This window comes from Halopiger aswanensis (assembly GCF_003610195.1).
Classification (GTDB): Archaea; Halobacteriota; Halobacteria; order Halobacteriales; family Natrialbaceae; genus Halopiger; species Halopiger aswanensis.
Genome location: NZ_RAPO01000001.1, coordinates 512,591 through 532,531 on the forward strand (window position 1 = coordinate 512,591; position 19,941 = coordinate 532,531).

The following is a 19,941-nucleotide window of genomic DNA, read 5'->3' on the forward strand; positions in this document are numbered from 1 at the left end:
TATGAGCACGCAGGTACACGCCAATCTGACGGAGGAACAGGTCCGCGAAATCAGCGGGAACTTAGACGAGCCCGACTGGCTCCTCGAGACCCGCCTCGAGGCCCTCGAGGCGCTCGAGGCCCTCGACATGCCCGACGTTATCAAGACGCCGGGTCGCGAGTGGACGAACCTCCACGAACTCGACTTCGAGTCGCTCGTGGACCCGCTGAACGCCGCGGAGGACAAGGATCAGGTCGGTCCCGACGAGGTCGACGTCCTCCCATGGGCCGAGGCCGTACAGGAGCACGAGGACCTCATCCAGGAGCACTTCGGCTCGATCGTCGACCCGCAGGAAAACTACCTGACGGCGCTCTCGACGGCGCTGTTTAGCACCGGGACCGTCGTCTACGTCCCCGAGGGCGTCGACGCCGAGGACGTCACCATCCGGACCGAGCAGAACTCCCGCTCGCTGTTCAACTACACGCTCGTCGTCGCAGAGGAATCGTCCTCCGTGACGATCCTCGAGCGCCAGTCGACGGGCGCCGAACAGGACGAGCAGTACTACAGCGGCATCGTCGAAGTCGTCGCCGGCGAGAACAGCAACGTCCAGTACGGCAGCCTCCAGAACCTCTCGGAGGAGGCCTACAACTTCGCGCTCAAGCGCGGCGACGCCGACACGTACGCGACGATCGACTGGATCGAGGTCAACCTCGGCACGCAGCTGACGAAGTCCGGCGTTTCGACGGAGCTCAACGGCGACTCCGCCGAGACCCAGATCGTCGGCGCCTTCTACGGCCACAACGACCAGCACTTCGACCTCGACGCGAAGGTCTGGCACCGCGCCGAGCACACCACCGCTGATCTGGTCACCCGCGGCGTCACCGACGACATCGCCCGCTCGGTCTACGAGGGCGTTCAGGACGTCGGCCAAGATGCGTGGGACACCAGCTCCTACCAGCGCGAGAACACGCTGATGCTCAGCGACGAAAGCGAGGCCGACGCCTCGCCGAAGCTGATCATCAACAACCACGACACCGAGGCCAGCCACTCCGCGACGGTCGGCCAGATCGACCGCGAGGACCTGCTGTACATGACCTCCCGCGGCATCGACGAGCGATCCGCGACGAACATGCTCGTCCAGGGCTTCTTCGTGCCGGTCCTCGAGGAGATCGCGGTCGACGAACTGCGCGACGACCTCGAGGAACTGATCGCGACCCGACTCCGCCAGCGCGACTAACGCGTTCTCTCCAGTCTCTTTCCGTTCTCGTCGCGTTCTGTTCTCCTGGTGCCGAAACCGTCGGCTCCCAGCCGCGGGTGCGAGCAAAATGTACTCCTCACCCGATGGTGCTCCGAGACGACTAAGTAACAGCGGCCCACTTATCGAGATATGAGTCTGGGACAGCGCGTCTCGAACGACCACCAGCTTGCGCGACTCCTGCAGATCGGGGTCGTGTTAGAGGAGGTCGTCGAGTCTCGCGCCGCCCACCACCTCGAGTCTCTGCCGGCGGACGAACGGGCGGAGGTCGATGAGGCGGTGGAGGAGTTGCTCGTAGAGGCCAGCGAGGAGTCGGCCGAGCACCGCGAGCGACTCGAGGCGCTGATCGACGATCTCGACGCCGAGACGGTGGCGTACGAGGAAATCAATGCCCTGGTCGACGCCCAGTACGGGCCGCCGGAGGACACCGACGGCGTCCTCTACGACCAACTGGCCAACGAGGAGACCGCCTACAAGTTCTACGACGACCTGATCGACGCGATCGAAGCCGCCGACGGCGAGTTTGCGATCGATCGCGATCGGCTGCTCGAGACGCTGTACGACATCCGCGAGGAGGAGAAGGAAGGCGTCGAAGAGGTCGCGGAAATCATGGAGCACAGAGCATGATCGGGGCGACCGAGATCGCCGCCGCGGGTGCGGCATCGACATCGGTTTCGACCCGAGCACCGACGACCGACAACACCAACGGCAACGGAGGGACGCGATGAACACCGCAGATCAGTATCTCAAGGCGATTTACCTCGCACAACGGATGGAAGACGGACCGGCGTCGACGGGGACGCTCGCGGATCTCCTCGAGGTGAGCCCGGCGAGCGTCAACGAGATGATCGGCAAACTCGAGGAGCGCGAGCTCGTCGGGGACGGTCTTCTCCTCCTCGCCGTTTTCGCCGAGTTCGGCCCCGCTTGCGGGCTCGAGATTGCTGGGAAGCGTTACTGAGGTTCCGAGCAGGTCGTTTAAGTCCGCGAGGAAGGCTTCGGTCGCGTCGATCAGTTCCTCGTCGCCCTCCTCGGCCCAGCGCGTGCCCGTGATCGTGCCGCTGACGCCGTCGATCTCGCCGATGACGTCTTCAGCGTAGGGGCCGCGCTTGTCCTCGAGGTCGTCCTCGAGGTCGGAGACGTCGCTTTCGATCTCGTCGTAGGTCTCCTGGAGTTGTTCTTCGGGTGCGGGTTCGGACTCTTCGTCGTCTTCGTCCTCGTCTTCTTCCTCCGGCGGTTCCGGAATCTCGATTTCCTCGAGGTCCGCGCGGAACTCCTCGATGTCGGCCTCGACGACGTCTAAGTCGTCCTCGGTCTCGGCCGCCTCGAGGTCACTTTGGAGCCCCTCGAGGTCGTCGTTCAGCGCCTCGAGCCGGGTCCGAATGGCCTCGAGGTCGGCGGATTGTTCTTGGTCCGCCTCGTCCTCGGCTTCGGGCTCGGTCTCGTCGCCGTTCGATTCCTCACTCATGGTACCACCCGTGCGAGACGACGCCGACGCGTGACACTGTCCATACGTGACGGTCGTGGCAGGATCGCCCTAAGCGTTTCCATGCACGTCGGTCTCCGCGGGCTGGGGGTCCTCCCGCCAGTAGAACCAGGGGCTGAGCGTCATGTACGCGATTCCGAGCGTCAGGAGTGCGTACGGGAAGGTCCGACCCGCGAACGTGGGGATCAGAATCGCGAGGACGTGGACGACGCCCATGATGCCCGCGTCGCGAGCGAGGAGGTCCGGGTACCGGATCCGCGAGACCATCAGGTAACAGAACGCGGCGGTGACCGCGAGCACGAGCCACGGATCCGCGACGCCGGCGAGGATCGCCGCTCCGAGAATCGTCGCCGCGAGCGTCGTCTGGATCCCCTCCGTGTAGTTGGCCGCGACGTCGTAGGCGGTGTACATCCCGAGGCGGGTGACGGCCGTCGCGACGAACAGCGCGCAGACGACCGCCACGAGCAGCAGTTCCGGCGTGACCGTCTCGAGGGAGATCTCGAGGCCGCGGGAGACGACGACGAACGCGAGGACTGCGGGAGCGACGCCGAAGGAGGCGACGTCGGCGAGCGAGTCGAGGTAGGGACCGGCTTCGGTGCCGCCGTAGCGGCGGGCGAGGATCCCGTCGAGGCCGTCGGCGACGGCCGCGAACAGGATGAGGCGAGCGGCGAGATCGATGTCGACGAAGGCAACGACGACGGCGACGAATCCCAGGGCGGCGTTCGCGATCGTCACCGCGTCGGCGACGCCCAACCGGCCGACGAACCGCGGAAGCATACTCGCGGATTCGGCGGGCCGATCCCTTACGTGTTTTCGTTTCGCCACGGTGTCGCTGGAACTGACTTTCGATCGCGTTTCGGCGCTGGGATGACCGCGATAGCTGTCCGGTTCGAGCCGCGAACCACGGCGGTTATGTCGCGGTGTGCCCAACGGTCGGTATGCACCGGCGCGCCTACCTCGCCGCCGTCGGAACCGCCGTGTCGGTCAGCCTAGCCGGCTGCTCGACCGTCATGAGCGCCTTCAGCGACGACGAACTCTGCGCGGGCGAGGACTGCACTATCGGCATGACCCGCAACTCCTTCGTCCCCGAGGAGTACGAGGCGACCGTCGGCGAAACCGTCGTCTGGAAGAACACGAGCGGCGCCGACCACACGATCACGGCCCGCGAAGGGAGCCTGCCCGAGGGCGCCGAGTACTTCGCCACCGGCGGCTTCGAGGACGAACAAACGGCCGTCGACGCCTGGCACGACCACCGCGGCGGCCGGCTCGGCCCTCGAGAGACGTTCGAGCACACCTTCGAGGTCCCCGGCACCTACACCTACTTCTGCGAACCCCACATTCGGGCGGGAATGGCCGGGACGATCGTCGTCACCGAGTAACTGAGCGGCCGGTCCGGCCTCGAGTACGAGCATCGCGACCAGCCCACCGCCCGTATTCTCCGCCGATCCCCGCTTCTCGATCACTCTCGGTGCCGACCGCCGTCTTGGCCCGTCGATCTCGAGACGAGATACTGCGAATTTCGCACTCGAGAGGCGTCACTAGCGGCGAATCGCGAACGGATATCAAACGGATTACATCGCGACAGATTTTTCACCACTGGTTGCTACCACCTAGTTGTATGAGCGAATTTGATCAGTTCAGTCAGGTGGGCGAAGCAGATGTGACCCGAGCGATCGGCCAGGAGTGGACCGAGGAGTTTATGGACTTCTCGGACTCGGACGTCATCATCGTCGGCGGCGGCCCCTCGGGGCTGACCGCGGCGAAGGAACTCTCCGAACGGGGCGTCAAGACGATGGTCGTCGAGAAGAACAACTACCTCGGCGGCGGGTTCTGGCTCGGCGGCTTCCTGATGAACAAGGTGACGGTGCGAGATCCGGCCCAGCAGATCCTCGAGGAACTCGACGTGTCCTACAAACAGTCCGAGGACAGCGAGGGCCTTTACATCGCCAACGGCCCCGAAGCCTGTTCCGGGCTCATCAAGGCCGCCTGCGACGCGGGCGCGAAGATGCAGAACATGACCGAGTTTACGGACATCGTCATCCGCGAGGACCACAAGGTGTCCGGTATCGTGATGAACTGGACGCCGGTCCACGCGCTGCCTCGCGAAATTACGTGCGTCGACCCGATCGCGGTCGAGGCCGACCTGGTCATCGACGCGACGGGCCACGACGCGATGGCGGTCAAGAAACTCGACGAGCGCGGCGTGCTCGACGCACCCGGCATCGAGGACGCGAAGGAGAACGCCGGCATGGACCAGACCGGTGACGACAGCTACGGTGCACCCGGCCACGACTCGCCCGGCCACGACTCGATGTGGGTCGGCAAGAGCGAGGACGCCGTCGTCGAGCACACCGGCCTCGTCCACGACGGCCTGATCGCGACCGGCATGGCCACGGCGACGACCTACGGCCTCCCGCGCATGGGTCCGACCTTCGGCGCCATGCTCGTCTCCGGCAAGCGCGCCGCGCAGGTTGCGCTGGACGAACTCGAGGTCGACGCCGAACCCGTCGACATCACCTCGCGCGCGGCGACGCCGGCCGACGACTGAGCCGGCATCGGCCGACGCGAGACCGACGCAGCCGTCGCTATCCGTTTTTGGACCGCGACCGCTCGTCGAGCTCGTTTCAACCGATAAAGTAATTTTCGTCGATACGAAAGGGGCGGCGTAATGCCGAACCGAGACGCGACGCCGGGATGGCGGCCGCGACCGCGACGAACGCAGCGGGTGATCTGGCGCGAATGATTCCGAGCGGAATCGACGTCGATCGGCCGCTGTCCGCGGCGGGGGCGATCGGCCACGCGCTTGAGGCCAACGCCGTCGCGTCGGTGGGACCGGACGCACAACTGACCAGACTCCACCGCGTCTTCTACCCGGTGTTCCGGGTCGAGTACCGCTATTCCGACTCGAGCACGCTTCCCTGGGGCGACCAGACCGACCACGGCGTAACGCTGCTCGACGGGCTCTGGACGGACAACCACGCCGCCCTCCAGCAGTACCGGTCGGGTACCGATTCGCTCGAGACCGTCTCGCTCGACTACTACGATTTCGGACGCGACGAGCCGGGACTGGGAAGAACCGTGCTGTTGGACTTCCAGGTGCCGACCCAGCGAGCGCGCCAGTTGCTCCCAGAGCGGGTCGAGGACGTCGCCGAGTCGCGAGCGTTCGGCGATCCGGAGTCGATCACCGCCTCGTTCGCCGACCAACTGCGCGAGACGTTCGGCCTGCCCGACGACCTCGATCTCGAGTCGTTCGAGGGCGTCGCCGACGTGACCCGCCTCTACCTCCCGTTCTGGGTCTGCGAGGTGTACCGTCCGGACGAACGCGACCTCATCGGCGTCGTCCGCGGCCTCGAGGATGCACGTACCGACGACGCGAGCCACGGCTGGCTGTCGGCGTTTCTCCGCGAGGACAAGAGTCGACTCGCGCGGTACGCGCACACGTCGATCCGCGAGGCGATCGACCAGTCCGGGTCGGCCGACCGCGACGCCGACGGCGACGGAACCGCCGGGGGAGCCGGTGAGACCGGGAACGAGCGCTCGAGCGACGAACAGCAGCCGGACGACGCGACTGCCCGCGGCGACGGGAAGCGGAGCGATGACGGAGACGCGACTGGTGACGGCGGTGCGGACGAACGGAACGCCGGCGGCCGACGAACGGACCGAGACGAACCGGTACAACCCGAGGACGCCGAACTCGAGGCCAAGACGCTCGTCGACCCGAGCCCGGACCGCTGTTTCGGCGACGTCGGCGGGATGGTCGAACTGGAGCGAACGCTGCGCCGGTCCGTGATCGGGCCGGTCCGGCGGCCCGACGAGTTCCGCGAGTACGGGCTCGATCCCGTCTCGGGGGTGCTGTTACACGGCCCGCCGGGCTGCGGGAAGACTCACGTCGCCGGCGCGCTCGCGGGCGAACTCGACTACGCGTTCCTCGAGGTGACGCCGGCGGACCTCTCGAGCAAGTACATGGGCAAACCCGCCGAGAACGTCCAGGACGTCTTCGCCATCGCCGAGGCGAACGCGCCCTGCGTCCTCTTTTTGGACGAGATCGACGCCATCGCGAGCGCCCGCGAGGAGCAGTCGAGTACGAGCGAACGCGGAATGGTCAACCAACTGCTGACCGAACTCGAGGACGTCGGCGACGACGTGCTCGTGCTCGCGGCGACGAACCTGCTCGACGACGTCGACGACGCCATCGTTCGCACGGGCCGATTCGACGAGCAGATCGAGGTGCCGCCGCCGGACGAGCCGGCGCGGCGGGAAATCCTGCGGATCCACCTCGAGGAGCGGCCGCTGGCCGACGGCCTCGAGTTCGATCCCGTCGTCGCCCGCACCGCGGGGTACGCCGCCAGCGACCTCGAGTACATCGCGACGGACGCGGCGCGGCGGGCACTCAGGGAAGACGACCGAATCGGGACCGAGCACCTGCTCGCGGCAGCCGACGAGGTCGACTCGAGCGTTCCCGATTGGGCGGGCTCGGCGCTGGGCGACGGGAAGACGATCACCCAGCCCGATGGCGTCGAGTTGAGCGCCCGATCGTTGGTGACGCCAAGCGTCGATCGCGACTTCGACGACGTCGGCGGCATGGACGCGCTCAAAGACCGCCTGCACGAGACCGTGATCGATCCGTTCGAGAACGCCGACCAGTATGCCAAGTACGGGCTCGGCACGGCCGGCGGCATCCTGCTGTACGGGCCGCCCGGCTGCGGGAAGACCCACGTCACCGGCGCGCTCGCGGGCGAACTCGACGTTGCATTCCTCGAGGTGTCGCCGGCGGAGTTGACCAGCAAGTGGATGGGAAAGCCAGCACAGAACGTCGCGGATCTCTTCGAGATCGCCCGGCAGAACGCCCCGTGTCTGGTCTTCCTCGACGAGATCGACGCCATCGCCGGCGCGCGCGGTGGACACGGGAGCGGGGGCGCGAGCCAGCGCCAGATGGTCAACCAACTGCTGACCGAACTCGAGTCCCTCGGCGACGCCGACGAAGACGTCGTCGTGGTCGCCGCGACGAACCGCCCGGGGGACGTCGACGATGCCGTGTTGCGGTCCGGTCGGTTCGACGAGCGAATCGAGGTGGCGCCGCCGGACGCGGCCGCCCGGAAGGCGATTCTTCAGGTCCACCTCGCGGATCGGCCCGTCGCCGACGACTGCGACTGGGAGACGATCGTCGAGCGCACCAGCGGGTACGCTGCCAGCGACCTCGCCCTGCTTGCGGACAACGCGGCGCGACGGGCGATGCACGACGGCGATCAGGTCCGCGAGCGCCACCTTCTGGACGCAGTCGCGGAGACGACGCCCAGTCTCGAGCGGGCCGGCGAACCGGCAGGTGTCACCGCGACGGCCGACCGAACCGATAGTTGGTACCGCTGACGAGACGCCGAGCACCTCTTTTCAGTCTGGCGTGGATAACCCTCCCCAGTATGACGGGATGAAAGCTATTCGACTGTAGTACTTACAGTACCGAACGTCGGAACTTGGACGTATTTGGATGCGGATATCGTCGGAACTTGCGTTCGGTTGGAATTCCCGAAAGGTATTTCAATTTTTAGGCCAGCCTAAAAGATATGGCAACGAGACGGAAGCTACTGGCGTTGAGCGCAGCAGTCGCAGGAACGGCCGTCGCCGGCTGTACGGGCGGCTCGGACGAGACGGGAACGAACGACTCCGATTCGGGCGACGACGACTCGAACAGCAGCGATTCGAGCGGCAGCGAAGAGGACGAAATGGCCGCCGGTCCGGAACTCGGGGTCGCGGCCGAGTGGAACGCCATCCGCGCCCGAACTGCCGACGCGCTCGCGCTCGGCATCGCCGAGGAGTTCGAGGTCGGCGGGTCGGTAGTAGGCGACACGCTCGCTCGATTCGAAGCCGCGACCGCTGAATGGGGCGCCCACGAGCAACTCGAGGAGACGGATCACGAGTTCTACGAGGAATTCGAGGAGGCCGTCGAGGAACTTCGCCTCGAGGGGCTCGACGAGGGCGACCTCGAACGGGTCCGAACGGAGGTCGGGCTCGCCGACGAACAGCTGCAGGCGGCCCAGCGCGCCCGCCTCGAGGAGGCGAACGCGCTCGCGCTCGAGATGGCGCTGTTCGGCGCTCGCGTCGCGGATATCGACGTGCTCGCGACCGCCGGCCACTTCGGGGCTGCCGAGACGCTCGCCGAGGAGACGGACGAGCGCTGGGAGTCCGCGACCGTCCACGACGAACTCAGCGGAACGAACGGCGACCTGTACGCGGCCTTCGAGGGCGAACTGCCGACGTTGGCGGAGGCAGCGAGCGACGAGAACGGCGATGACGTCGCGTCCGCGGCGGACGCCGCGCTCACGGCTGCCGTCGACGCGGCGTACGAACTCGCGGCCGACGACGCCGCCGCCCACGCGGCCCAACTGGCGACCATGCAGGCCCGCGCCTGGGACGCCGCCGTCCTCAACGATCTCGAGGGCGTCGACGCCGAAGCGGCCGCAGACGTGATGCGCGATACCTTCGGGCGGTTCGAGAGCGCTCGCTCGCACGAGGCGCTCGAGGAAGCCGACCACGCCACCTACGAAGCCTTCGAGAGCGAACTCGAGGCCTACATCGAAGCGCTCGCGGCCGGCGAAGGCGTCGACGAGGCGGCCAGCAACTTCGCCGCGGCCGCACAGCGGGCGCAGTTCGCCGTCGCCGGCGCGCTCGAGGAGGCGCCGGGCAAGGGCGGCGAGCACGGACACGAACATGAGGACGGCCACGGCCATCAGGAGGACCTCGAGGGCGGCCCGAACGTCGTCGACGGGGTGCCCGAGGACGCCGATCACGTCGTCGAGATGCACGCCGTGTCCTTCGAGCCGGCGGAGATCACGATCTCTGCGGGCGACACCGTCGCCTGGGAGTTCGTCGAGGGCGAACCCCACTCCGTCACGGCCTACGAGGACGACATCCCCGAGGACGCCGAGTACTGGGCGTCCGGCGACTTCGAGAGCGAGGACGCCGCCCGCGAGGGGTGGGACGACGGCGTCGGAGCGGTCGTAGACGGCCAGTCCTACGTCCGAACCTTCGAGACCGTCGGCGAGCACGAGTACGTCTGTATCCCCCACGAAGCGGCCGGGATGACGGGAACGATCGTCGTCGAGTAACGCCGACGCCGCGGGTCGACCGCAAGTATTTCACCGAATGGTACCACCATCTTATACATGGTCGACCGCGTCATCTGCTACCGCGCACCGACGCCCGTTGTCGGCGAGGCGTCTCGAGGTGGCGACACCGAGGAGGGAGACAACACCGAACCCGTCGCCGACGTCGACGAAATCGCCGACTGGCTCGAGTCGCGCATCGACGCGACGGTGACGGTCCGCGATCGATTCCTCGACGTGCACCGAACGGCGGATCTCGCCGAGCGGTTCGCCGAGGCGCGCGTCAAATCGGCCCACGAGCGCGAGACCGGCAACACGATGCTCGGAACGATCCGCTACGAGGAGCGGGCGCTCGAGCACCCCGAACGCGAGGGCGGCGTGCTCTACGACGGCGTGCAGGTCCAGCGGGCGCTGAACGCGGCGCTGCCGGACGACGAACGCGACCTCGAGACGCTCCACGTCGCCGTCCTCGACCGGGCGATCGGCACCTGGGGCGACCACGACGGCCGCTGGCACAAGCGGGTAACCGTCCTCGGCCAGCCGGCGCTGGTGTCGGTGCCGGGGCTCTACGAGGCGCCCGCGAAGCCCGAGGCGTACTACAAGGAAAAGCAGCGCCACGCTCTGCTGTCGGGCGATACGCCGCCGCGGGAGGTCCTCGAGAACCAGGTCGAGGGCGACTTTCTGATCGAGAACGATCCGCGGACGACCGAGGCGTTGAAGGGATACGTCCTGCAGGCGTACCACGTCCTCGAGACCGGCGAGGAGTTCTGCGATCGGGAGGGGTGTCGACTCTACAACGCCCACTATCACGAGGAGTTGATCGACGCCCAACTTCGCGAACCGGCGTTCTGTGCGGAACACGCCCGACTGTACGGGGGCGGGGACTAACGAGCGACACTGTGGAATCGTCTCCGGCCCGCTGGCGGCCAGCGACTCGGACTATGAAAGGCGCCCCTTGATACCAGTAGCTAAGGTGTCAGTTGATGTATGCCTTACATCACGGCTGAAGATGGCGCCGACGTATTTGTCCGGGACCTCGGGGAGGGCGACCCCATCGTTTTCCTCCACGGCTGGCCGCTTAACCACCGGATGTTCGAGTACCAGTTCACTCACCTCCTCGAGGCGGGCTTTCGCTGCATCGGGATCGACCTCCGCGGCTATGGTAAATCGGCGAAACCGTACGGCGACTACAGTTACGACCGGTTCGCCGACGACGTCCGTGCGGTGCTCGACGAACTGGCCGTCGACGGCGTCACGTTAGCGGGGTTCTCGATGGGTGGCGGGACGGCGACGCATTACATGAGCCGACACGACGAGGCCCGCGTCGACAAGCTGGCGTTGCTGGCCCCCGCGAGCCCGGTCATCACCGAGAAACCGGACTTCCCGGAGGGGCTCGCAGCGTCAGAGGTGAACCCGCTGATCGAGGGCGCGCGGACCGACCGCGCGAAGATGAACGCCGACTTCGCCGCGATGCTGTTTCACACCGACCAGAGCGACGAGCTGCTGCACTGGATCTGGAGCCTCGGGATGGAAGCGGCCGGCCACGCGACGGTCGCCTCCGCCGAGACGTGGCGCGACGCCGACCTCCGGCCGGACATGGACGATATCACCGTCCCGACGAAGGTCTACCACGGCACCCACGACGAGGTCACCCCGATCGAGATCACCGGCGAGGTGCTCGAGGACGGAATCGAGAACGCCGAACTGGTCCGGTTCGAGAACAGCGGCCACGGCCTCGTCACCGACGAAACCGAGAAGATCAACGATGAACTGGCCGATTTCGCCGGCTGACCGAACGGCTCCTAGCCGTTCGGGTTTTCTCGAACGGGAACGCGCCGCCGCTCCCGTCGCGACGTCGCGCCGTCCCTGCCGGAAACCCAGCCCACTTCTATCGGAGTCCCGTTCGATGAGCTACATATGAGCGATCCGATCACCGTCGACGTCGACGTGCGGTACCGCGACCTCGACACGATGAATCACGTCAACAACGCGGTCTACGCGAGCTACTTCGAGGAGGCTCGCGTCGCCTACGTCGAGGAGGTCTTCGACGTCGACCTCGAGAACCTGAACTTCGTCATCGCGCACCTCGAGATCGACTTCGGACGGCCGCTGACGATCGAGGACGATCCGATCGTCACCGCCGAAGTCACCGACCTCGGCGACTCGAGCGCGACGATGGCCTACGACCTCCGGGTCGACGGCGACTCGGTCGCGACCGGCGAATCGACGGTCGTATTCGTCGACCCCGAAACCAAGCGGCCGGGGCCGATTCCGTCCGCTATTCGCGAGCGGATCGTCGCGCACGAGGGATCGGAACCCGAGGAGTAGTGTCGTTGTTGGAATAGCAGTCGGGGACAGCAAAGCGGGGAACCCCTGCACTACGCGTCAATCGCCTCGAGCACGCCGTCGTCGAGTTGCTTTGCGTCGGTGAAGACGTACCGGCTGACCAACAGGGTGCTCGACATGCTCGTCAGCGCACCGGCCGCGAAGAGCAGGAGCATGATGGCGAATTGGTACTGGGCGGCGTAGATCGGGTTCGCGCCCGCGACGATCATCCCCGACATCAGCCCGGGGATCGAGACGATACCGAGGCTCTTGATTTTGTCCAGGACCGGCACCAGCGCCGCGTAGACGCTCGTCGAGACGTACTCCCCGACGACGCAATCAGGCGGTGCGCCGACACTCAGGGCCGCCTCGATCTCCGCTCGGTTCGCTGATATCTCGCCAGTGAACCGCTCGAGAGTCAGCGAGTTGGTCTTCATCGCCATCGCGATGACCATGCTCCCGATGACGATCAGGTCCCGCATCGTTTGCTCGATCACGGCGACCAACGCCATCGAGCCGATTACGAGCCCGGAGCTGACGGCAATCGCGAGCAGCGACGCACGGAACGCCCCTGGAATCGCCGCGCCGCGCTTGTGGGAGATCCACGCTGCGGCGACGATCATGAACGTCAGGACGACGCTCGCCCACGCGAGGTGTGCCGCGAGCAGCGTGCCGATCACCGCGCCAGCCGCAAGTATCTGGACGAATCCGCGTCCAGCGGTCGTGGCGAGTTCGCGACCGAACCCCATATCCCGGACGTAGGTGACCAGCAGGACGAGCACTGCGAGGACGATCGCGATCCCGATCTGGACGAAGCCGGTGACGACCGCCGAATCGGTCGCGTGCTCGAAGAGCGTCGCGAGGGCATCCTCACCGGCGCTTGCAGTCGCGAGCGTGAGTCCGCTCGCGATCGCGCTTGCGGTTACGGCACTACTCGGCGTCACGGAAACACCTCCCGGGGCTCCCCGGAGCGGGTCACGCGGCCGCCCTCGAACTCGAGGATGCGATCGCCAAGCCGGCGCGCCTGCTCGGTATCGTGGGTCACGAGCACGCAGGTCAGGTCGTCCTCGCGGACCAGTTCCTCGAGCAGGTGTTCGATCTGCAGTTCAGTTTCGGAGTCGAGGTGGGCAGTCGGTTCGTCGAGCAACAGTACTTCGGGGTCGACGTACAGCGTGCGGGTGATCGCGATCCGCTGTTTCTCGCCGCCCGACAACTCCTCGACGGATCGATCGCGGTACCCCGCCAGCCCGACGCGCTCGAGCAATCGGTCGACGCGCTCGTCGTCGACCGGCCGGTCGCGCAGTCGGTCGCCGAGCGCGGTGTTCTCCCCGACGGTCCCGGACTGTAACGCGGAATCCTGCGGGACGAACCCGACCCGACGGCGGAGTTCGAGCGGATCGATGTCGCGGTAATCGCGCCCGTCGAGAGAGACCGTCCCCGAGGTCGGTTCGTCGAGGCGGTTGAGCAACCGGAGGAACGACGACTTGCCGGCCCCGGACGGTCCGATAACGGCCGCGACTTCGGCGGCCGGGACGTCGACGGAGACCGAGTCAACGATCCGCTCGCCGTCGACGACTCGGGTGAGTGCCGCCGTCTCGAGTTTCGACGCCATTGGTTGTGACGCCGGTACGGACGGCACTCTCAAGTCACTGTTCCTTGGCCGAACAGACGGTCGTAATCGCCGGCGGAGCCGGGGAAGAGCCGGCGTCTCGAGTTGCTAGTTGCTAGCGATTCGACCGCCGGTGAGCCGTACGACCCCGAAGACGTGCGTCTCGTCGGCGATAGCAGCCGATCGCTCGCGGAGTCGCGCGTGGGCGGCGTCGATCTTCTCGTCGAGGCGCAGGTGCGGGTCGTTCTCGTAGCGAAGCTTCGTCGTCGGCGGGGTCGAGAGGACGACGATCGCCCGGAAAACGGCGTTGACCGGCGGCGCGTACCACGCGTCGCTGCGGGCGGCGTTCGCGAGGACGACGTGGCCGCCGGGACCGACGAGGTCGCACCAGTCGTCGACCGCACCCGCGGGGTCCTCGAGCATCCCGACGACGAAGGTCGCGAGCAGGGCGTCGATCTCGCTGCCGTCGACGCCGACGTTCTCGAGCGCGTCGCCAGCAAATGGCGGCCGCGTCGCGTCACCCTGAACCACGTGGACGTTGTCGTACTCGGCCGTCAACTCGCGGGCGCGCTCGAGAACGGGGCCCGTGAAATCGAGGCCGACGACGGTCCCCTCGGGGCCGACCCGCTCGCGCAGGTAGGGGAGGTTCGCACCCGTGCCACAGCCCATCTCGACGACGGTGTCGCCGGGCTCGAGGCGGCAGGCGGCGGCCGCTCGGCGGCGCAGCGCCGGGATGCCGGGCGTCCGGCGCGCGATCAGATCGTAGAGGCGCGCCCAGCGGCCGTAGAACTCCTGGGCGGTTTCCGAGCCCGTACTCGAGTTCGAGTCCACGTCCGAGGTGCCGCGCGTCGGCTCTTGCATGTCAATTCCGTTCCGATCAGAGCAGCGACCGGACCGTATCCGCGACCGACTCCGCGTCCGGTCCCAGGACGTAAATCAGCGGCTCGATCCCCATGCCGCCGGTCTGGTAGAGCACCGACGCCTCGGGTTCGTCCTCGATCGCCGCGCCGATGCTCGAGGGGATGTCGTCGGATTCGTCGAACTCCGCGGTGACGCGGCCGGCTTCCCGGAGGTCGCCCAGCAGGTCCTCGTCGTACTGGATGTTGATCGCCGCCGCGGCGTCCGAACCGTGTCGTCGCGCCGCCAGCAGCACCGTCGCAACGTGTTCGGAGACGCCGAACTCGGGTTCCGCCGGGACGGTCGTCCGACCCTTCACGTCGAAGATCCGGCCGGGAACGCCGGCCACGTCGTCGACGTCGTTCGCGTCGGGCGTGCAGGCGACCAGATTCGAGCCGACCGCGGGGATCAGCGTCGAAAATCCGCTCGCGTTCTCGAGGATGCGCAGGCCCCGTCGCAGCGAGGAGAGCACGCGCTCGCTGGTCCGGAGGTCGCTCTCGGGGTCGTGAACGCGGAACCCGGTGCCGTGCTCGGCGAGTTCGGGGACGGCGTCCTCGTGGAGTTGTGCGAGCAGGTCGCCGCCGGACTCGAGTTCGCGGATCAGCACCTCGATCTCGATGAGCGCCTGGACTGGGGTGACGTCCCCGGCCGCAAGTCCCTCGGCGAGATCCGTGACGAGGGTCTGGACGCGCTCGTCCGCGGCGATGCGATCGTTGGTCGTCACGTCGCCGTGGGCGTACTTCGAGACGGCGCTCTGGCTGATCCCGAGCACCTCCGCGACTTCGCTCTGGGTGAGCCCCTGCTCGCGGAGTTCGCCGGCCAGCAGAGACCGGACGGTCGGCAGGAACTCGTCCACGACGATTTCTTCGACGAATTGCATTTGCGCGGGCCTACGGGCGCGCGCCGGATAACTCATTTGTCCCGGCGGTCCGCCAGTGGCGACCGCGGCCGACTGTCACAACTCTCGTACTGGGCCGCTCGAGGACGCATGCCGACGCCTGCGGCGACTCGAGACACTGCATATACTTGTCCCTGGGGACGGAAGCTATCAGTAATGTCCCTCAAAACTGGCGTGTTCGCGCTCGTCGCGGGGATCGCGGCCTTCTTCGGCGTCGGCATCGGCGTGACCGCGATTACCGCTCACTGGATCGAGTTCTCGGTCTTTCTCGGCCTGCTCACCGGGACCATCGCGGGTGCCGTCGTGACGATCGCGGTCTCGGTCGGGTTCGTCGACGACGTCCCCGATGGCCGACAGCGAATCGGCGGCACCGCGATCGGATTCGGGGTCGGCTTCGTCGCCGGGATCGTCGGCGGCGCCGCCCTCGAGCCTATCGGGACGGTGAGTTCGCTGGGCGTCGGCCTCCTCCTCGGCGTTCTTGTGGCTGTCGGCGTCTGGCGCTACACCGCCCGCTCGGCGGCCACGCCGTCGTAAGCGGATCGTCGTAATCGGCTCGAGTCTCGAGAACGGTGAATCGCTGCGACCGGTCGTGGGCGAGGCTGCTGAAGGTGGCGCTTACTCGCCCTCAGCCTCTCGCTCGAGTTGGTCGCCGCCGAACTCGTGGTCGCTCTGGATGCGCGAGGCCTGCGGGCCGTCCTGATCCTGATACTTGGAACCGCGTTCGCTGCCGTAGGGCCGCTCGGCCTCCGTCTTGAGTTCGGTGAAGGTGAGCTGTGAGATCCGCATGCCGGGCGTAAGCGCAACGGGTGCCGTGCCGAGGTTCGAGAGTTCGAGCGTGATCTGCCCGCGGTAGCCGGGGTCGCAGAGCCCCGCGGTGGCGTGGACGACGACGGCGAGCCGGCCCAGCGAGGAGCGCCCCTCGACGTGGGCGATCAGGTCCGCCGGAATCTCGACGCGCTCGTGGGTCGTGCCGAGGACGAAGTCCCCCGGGTGCAGAATGAAATCGTCGCCTTCGTCGACGACCGTCTCGGTGACGTACTCGTCGACTTCCTGTTCGGAGTTGGGGTGGATGCAGGGGATGTTCGTCCGCTGGAACTCGAGGAACTCGCGACCGAGTCGAAGGTCGACGCTCGCGGGTTGGATCTGTAACTCGGGCTCGTCGAGGGGGTCGACGACGAGGTCGCCGGCCTCGAGGCGCTCGAGGATGTCCGCATCGGAGAGGATCATATCGAGTAGGAGCGAGCCACGGGCCCCTAAATGACCCGATCCGACTCGAGCGAACGCGTCACGGGAGTTGCACGTTCGCGTTCGGCGGCAGTGTTCGGGTTTCCGAATCGGGGATCGGCCTAATCGATTATTAGTCCCCGGGCCGTACGTCGCCGCATGACCGGGGGACGGGACCGCTTCTGCGGTGATGCGCAGGTGCTGCACCAGCGTGCCGTCCGCATACCCCTTCCGGACGCGGACGCCGAGCGGGCCTTTCACGAGAACGCAGTGACGCTCGCGGAGGCCGAGGAGCGACGGGCGTCCCTGCTGGCCGACCCCGACGTGCCGCTCTCCGTCGCCTTCGAGACGAGTTTCGAACACGCAGCCCAAATCATCGAACGGCAACTCCAGGACATCGCCGGCGAGGACTACGAGGACGTCGCGATGGCCTACTACCGCGACGAGCGCGACGACCGGGTGGCCGAGATCACCGCGTACTTCGTCGAGGGGCTCTGGCGGATCCAGCAGTCCGCAACCGTGACGGAACTGCTGTACGTCCCGCTGATCCTGCGGTACCCCGATAGCTTCGTGGTGAACGTCCGGTTCGCCGACGACTACACCACGCCGAAATCGATCCACTACGAGTCGCCGGAACACGCCGCCGAGGAACTGGCCGACGAGTACGCCGAGACCTACTACGAGGAGAGCCAGTACTCACAGCGCCGAGCGGCCGAGCGCGTCCGAGACGGCGCGGCCCTGATCCGCGAGGAGTTCCCCGACCCGGACGAAACGTCCTTCGCGGAGCGCAAGTACGGCGGGATCGTCATGGCGGGCGGCCGACGCGGCTCCGTCTTCACGACGATGACCGAGCGCGTCGAGCCCGACCCCGATCGATTCTCGAACTCGATCGAGAAGCCGGCGCTGGTCGAGGCGGGGCCGGAGGCCGAACGGACCGAACGGGAGCTTCGGCTCGAGGACGGGCTCGTTCACTGATCGGCGCGCAGTAGAACGGAGAGCGCAGCAGGAACGGATAGCCAGTGATAAAGGCGCTCCCGTCGTCGGATCGGCTATGAAACAGGCCATCGTCGCTCGCACCGACATCGGCATGGGCCAGGGCAAACTCGCCGCACAGGTCGCCCACGCGTCGCTGTCGGCCTACGAGAAGGCCGACAGCCAGCTCCGACGGCAGTGGAAAGACGGCGGGCAGAAGAAGGTCGTCCTCAAGGGCGAGAGCGAACGGCAGCTCCACGAACTCGCCGAAATCGCCAACAGCGAAGGGATTCCCAACGCACTCGTGCGCGACGCCGGCCACACGCAACTCGAGCCCGGCACGGTCACGGCGCTTGCCGTCGGCCCCGCCGCGGACGATCGGATCGACCGCGTGACGGGCGAGCTCTCGCTGTTCTGAGTCGCCGGGCGTCGCTACTCGTCCTCTTACTCCTCCTCTTCGGGGAGTTCGACCAGTTCGACCGAACTGTAGACGTCCGACCGGAGTTCGTCCGCCTGTTCTTCGTCGAGGAGATCGCCAGCCTCGAGCGCGTCGACGAGTTCGACGATCGCGTCGCACAACTGTTCCGGATCTTCGATACCCGGTGGCGAATCGTCGTCCAGCGAACGGGATGGGGCATCGCTCATGTATGTGCGTTCGCGGCGATGAATTTGAGCGACGGGCGTGCAAGCGCAGGTCGCGGTGCCGGACCCGCCGCCACCGCTCGAGTTCCGCCATTCGCCGGGCGAAGAACGAACCGATTTACCGCCGGCGACCGAATCGCCGCCAAGCGATGCGTCCAGCCCACCCCACAGAGCAGGCCGTCGGCATGGCATACTACGTCAGCGACGCCGACGGCGTCGGCGGCCACCTGCGCGACGACGACGACCAGTTTCGGGTCCGCGAACTCGAGCGGTTCGACACCGAGCCCGCGGACGCGAATACGGACGCCTATCCCCACCTCGTCGTCCGCGCGACGCTGCGGGGCTGGGACACGAACGACTTCGCGACCCGGCTCTCCGATGCGCTCGGGGTCTCCCGCGAGCGAGTCAACTGGGCCGGCACGAAGGACAAGTACGCCGTGACGACGCAGTTGTTCTCGGTCTACGGCGCCGACCCCGCGGACCTGCCCGAGGTCAACGGCGCCGAGATCGAGGTGCTCGGGCGGGCGGGCCGCTCGCTCGAGTTCGGCGATCTCGCGGGCAACGAGTTCGAACTCGTCGTGACCGATCCCGAGCGGCCCGACAACGCAGCGCAGATTACGGACGAACTGCACGAATTCGGCGGGTTCGACGAGTCGAACGCTCGAGGCGGCTCGAGGCGCTCGGGGGCGGAGACCGAGGATGGAGACGTGGACGCCGTCTCCGTCGGCGTCCCCAACTTCTTCGGTCAGCAGCGCTTCGGCAGCCGCCGTCCGATCACCCACGAGGTCGGCCTCGAGATCGTCCGCGGGGACTGGGAGGGTGCAGTCATGGCCTACCTCGGCCGACCGACCGAGGCCGAACCCGAGGGGACTCAGAAGGCAAGAACGTTCGTCGAGGAGACTCGCGACTGGCAGGCCGCCCTCGAGCGGTTCCCCAACCGCCTGCGCTACGAGCGCTCGATGCTCCACGAACTCGCGGAGTGTGACGGCGAACCCGGACCCGATGAGTTCAGGGCCGCGCTCGAGCGCCTCCCCTCCAACCTCCAGCGGCTGTTCGTCCACGCCGCGCAGTCCTACGCGTTCAACCGAATGCTCTCGAAACGCCTCGAGCGCGGGCTGCCGTTCGACCGGCCCGTCGCGGGCGACGTGGTCTGTTTCGCCGACACCGACGCACCCGAGGGGCTCGTCCTCCCGGACACGGATCGACTCCAGCGGGTCGACGAGCGGCGGGTCGACTCGGTGACGCGTCACTGCGAGCGCGGCCGCGCGTTCGTCACCGCGCCGCTTGTCGGCACGGAGACGGACCTGGCCGACGGCGAGCAGGGCGAAATCGAGCGCGAGGTGCTCGACGATCTCGACCTCGATCCCGACGACTTCGACCTCCCCGACGAGTTCTACTCGAGCGGGACGCGGCGGGCGATGCTGGTGCAGACGGATCTCGAGGTCGGAACCGACCCGCTCTCGCTGTCGTTTGCGCTGCCGAAAGGGTCCTACGCGACGGTCGTGGCGCGGGAGTACCTGAAGGTCGACCCCATCGATCTCGGGTGAACGACCGGTA

At 67.1% G+C, this 19,941-nt stretch carries 20 protein-coding genes and 2 pseudogenes; 14 read left to right on the top strand and 8 right to left on the bottom strand.

The features are described from left to right. Position 1 precedes the first annotated feature (1 nt). The 3 genes and pseudogenes from sufD to ATJ93_RS02465 all read left to right on the top strand — a co-directional run. Entirely contained in the window at positions 2 to 1,216 is a 1,215-nt protein-coding gene (gene sufD, locus ATJ93_RS02455; RefSeq protein WP_120243046.1) for a Fe-S cluster assembly protein SufD, read from the top strand. Between the two features lie 150 nt (positions 1,217 to 1,366). Continuing rightward, complete coding sequence (locus ATJ93_RS02460; protein ID WP_120243047.1) at positions 1,367 to 1,861, top strand: ferritin-like domain-containing protein; 495 nt, start codon at positions 1,367 to 1,369, stop codon at positions 1,859 to 1,861. Positions 1,862 to 1,958: 97 nt separating this feature from the next. Continuing rightward, a pseudogene (locus ATJ93_RS02465) lies at positions 1,959 to 2,111 on the top strand (metal-dependent transcriptional regulator); the annotation flags it as partial. Here ATJ93_RS02465 and ATJ93_RS02470 read toward each other — a convergent pair. Then, positions 2,070 to 2,699, bottom strand: a pseudogene (locus ATJ93_RS02470) (HEAT repeat domain-containing protein); the annotation flags it as partial. The pseudogenes ATJ93_RS02465 and ATJ93_RS02470 sit on opposite strands and share 42 nt — an antisense overlap. A gap of 69 nt (positions 2,700 to 2,768) precedes the next feature. Further along, positions 2,769 to 3,494 carry a protein sorting system archaetidylserine synthase gene (locus tag ATJ93_RS02475; protein ID WP_120243048.1) on the bottom strand — a complete coding sequence of 242 codons (726 nt, stop codon included), beginning with the start codon at positions 3,492 to 3,494 and terminating at the stop codon, positions 2,769 to 2,771. Positions 3,495 to 3,655: 161 nt separating this feature from the next. On the opposite strand from ATJ93_RS02475, the gene ATJ93_RS02480 reads away from it, so the two are divergent. From ATJ93_RS02480 to ATJ93_RS02510, 7 genes are all read left to right on the top strand, one after another. Next, positions 3,656 to 4,096, top strand: a complete 441-nt coding sequence (locus ATJ93_RS02480; protein ID WP_120243049.1) for a cupredoxin domain-containing protein — start codon at positions 3,656 to 3,658, stop codon at positions 4,094 to 4,096. A 239-nt stretch (positions 4,097 to 4,335) separates the two neighbouring features. After that, the gene (locus ATJ93_RS02485; protein WP_120243050.1) at positions 4,336 to 5,265 is read left to right on the top strand and encodes a sulfide-dependent adenosine diphosphate thiazole synthase; all 930 of its coding nucleotides are present in this window, start codon (positions 4,336 to 4,338) and stop codon (positions 5,263 to 5,265) included. A 146-nt stretch (positions 5,266 to 5,411) separates the two neighbouring features. Continuing rightward, positions 5,412 to 8,084 (top strand): AAA family ATPase, encoded by a 2,673-nt coding sequence (locus tag ATJ93_RS02490; protein WP_245977494.1) that lies wholly within the window; start codon positions 5,412 to 5,414, stop codon positions 8,082 to 8,084. A 194-nt stretch (positions 8,085 to 8,278) separates the two neighbouring features. Continuing rightward, positions 8,279 to 9,820 carry a DUF5059 domain-containing protein gene (locus ATJ93_RS02495; protein WP_120243051.1) on the top strand — a complete coding sequence of 514 codons (1,542 nt, stop codon included), beginning with the start codon at positions 8,279 to 8,281 and terminating at the stop codon, positions 9,818 to 9,820. A gap of 57 nt (positions 9,821 to 9,877) precedes the next feature. Then, the gene (locus tag ATJ93_RS02500) at positions 9,878 to 10,705 is read left to right on the top strand and encodes a DUF7001 family protein (RefSeq protein ID WP_120243052.1); all 828 of its coding nucleotides are present in this window, start codon (positions 9,878 to 9,880) and stop codon (positions 10,703 to 10,705) included. A 99-nt stretch (positions 10,706 to 10,804) separates the two neighbouring features. Continuing rightward, positions 10,805 to 11,608, top strand: coding sequence for an alpha/beta fold hydrolase (locus ATJ93_RS02505; protein WP_120243053.1), 804 nt, complete (start codon positions 10,805 to 10,807; stop codon positions 11,606 to 11,608). Positions 11,609 to 11,734: 126 nt separating this feature from the next. Then, positions 11,735 to 12,145, top strand: a complete 411-nt coding sequence (locus ATJ93_RS02510; protein ID WP_120243054.1) for an acyl-CoA thioesterase — start codon at positions 11,735 to 11,737, stop codon at positions 12,143 to 12,145. A 50-nt stretch (positions 12,146 to 12,195) separates the two neighbouring features. On the opposite strand, the gene ATJ93_RS02515 is transcribed toward ATJ93_RS02510, so the two are convergent. The 4 genes from ATJ93_RS02515 to ATJ93_RS02530 all read right to left on the bottom strand — a co-directional run bounded on the left by ATJ93_RS02515 (position 12,196) and on the right by ATJ93_RS02530 (position 15,528). Beyond that, positions 12,196 to 13,086 carry an ABC transporter permease gene (locus tag ATJ93_RS02515; protein ID WP_245977495.1) on the bottom strand — a complete coding sequence of 297 codons (891 nt, stop codon included), beginning with the start codon at positions 13,084 to 13,086 and terminating at the stop codon, positions 12,196 to 12,198. Beyond that, positions 13,083 to 13,754: an ABC transporter ATP-binding protein gene (locus ATJ93_RS02520; protein WP_120243055.1), complete on the bottom strand. Its 672-nt coding sequence runs from the start codon at positions 13,752 to 13,754 to the stop codon at positions 13,083 to 13,085. The genes ATJ93_RS02515 and ATJ93_RS02520 overlap by 4 nt, the downstream gene beginning before the upstream one ends. 105 nt (positions 13,755 to 13,859) lie before the next feature. Then, positions 13,860 to 14,612 (bottom strand): class I SAM-dependent methyltransferase, encoded by a 753-nt coding sequence (locus tag ATJ93_RS02525; protein WP_120243056.1) that lies wholly within the window; start codon positions 14,610 to 14,612, stop codon positions 13,860 to 13,862. 16 nt (positions 14,613 to 14,628) lie between these two features. Beyond that, entirely contained in the window at positions 14,629 to 15,528 is a 900-nt protein-coding gene (locus ATJ93_RS02530) for a thiamine-phosphate synthase family protein (RefSeq protein ID WP_120243057.1), read from the bottom strand. 174 nt (positions 15,529 to 15,702) lie between these two features. Here ATJ93_RS02530 and ATJ93_RS02535 point away from each other — a divergent pair, with 174 nt between their 5' ends. Then, the gene (locus tag ATJ93_RS02535; RefSeq protein ID WP_120243058.1) at positions 15,703 to 16,080 is read left to right on the top strand and encodes a hypothetical protein; all 378 of its coding nucleotides are present in this window, start codon (positions 15,703 to 15,705) and stop codon (positions 16,078 to 16,080) included. Positions 16,081 to 16,161: 81 nt separating this feature from the next. Here the strand turns inward: ATJ93_RS02535 and dcd are convergent, their stop codons facing one another. Continuing rightward, entirely contained in the window at positions 16,162 to 16,773 is a 612-nt protein-coding gene (dcd, locus tag ATJ93_RS02540; RefSeq protein WP_120243059.1) for a dCTP deaminase, read from the bottom strand. A gap of 156 nt (positions 16,774 to 16,929) precedes the next feature. Between dcd and ATJ93_RS02545 the strand changes: the two genes are divergently transcribed. Together ATJ93_RS02545 and pth2 are read left to right on the top strand one after the other, a co-directional pair. Continuing rightward, positions 16,930 to 17,745: a hypothetical protein gene (locus tag ATJ93_RS02545; protein WP_120243060.1), complete on the top strand. Its 816-nt coding sequence runs from the start codon at positions 16,930 to 16,932 to the stop codon at positions 17,743 to 17,745. Between the two features lie 76 nt (positions 17,746 to 17,821). Then, positions 17,822 to 18,160, top strand: a complete 339-nt coding sequence (pth2, locus tag ATJ93_RS02550; RefSeq protein ID WP_120243061.1) for a peptidyl-tRNA hydrolase Pth2 — start codon at positions 17,822 to 17,824, stop codon at positions 18,158 to 18,160. A 26-nt stretch (positions 18,161 to 18,186) separates the two neighbouring features. Here the strand turns inward: pth2 and ATJ93_RS02555 are convergent, their stop codons facing one another. After that, positions 18,187 to 18,387, bottom strand: a complete 201-nt coding sequence (locus ATJ93_RS02555; RefSeq protein WP_120243062.1) for a hypothetical protein — start codon at positions 18,385 to 18,387, stop codon at positions 18,187 to 18,189. A 146-nt stretch (positions 18,388 to 18,533) separates the two neighbouring features. Here ATJ93_RS02555 and truD point away from each other — a divergent pair, with 146 nt between their 5' ends. Beyond that, on the top strand, positions 18,534 to 19,931 hold the full coding sequence (gene truD / locus ATJ93_RS02560) for a tRNA pseudouridine(13) synthase TruD (protein ID WP_120243063.1): 1,398 nt from the start codon (positions 18,534 to 18,536) through the stop codon (positions 19,929 to 19,931). Positions 19,932 to 19,941 lie beyond the last annotated feature (10 nt).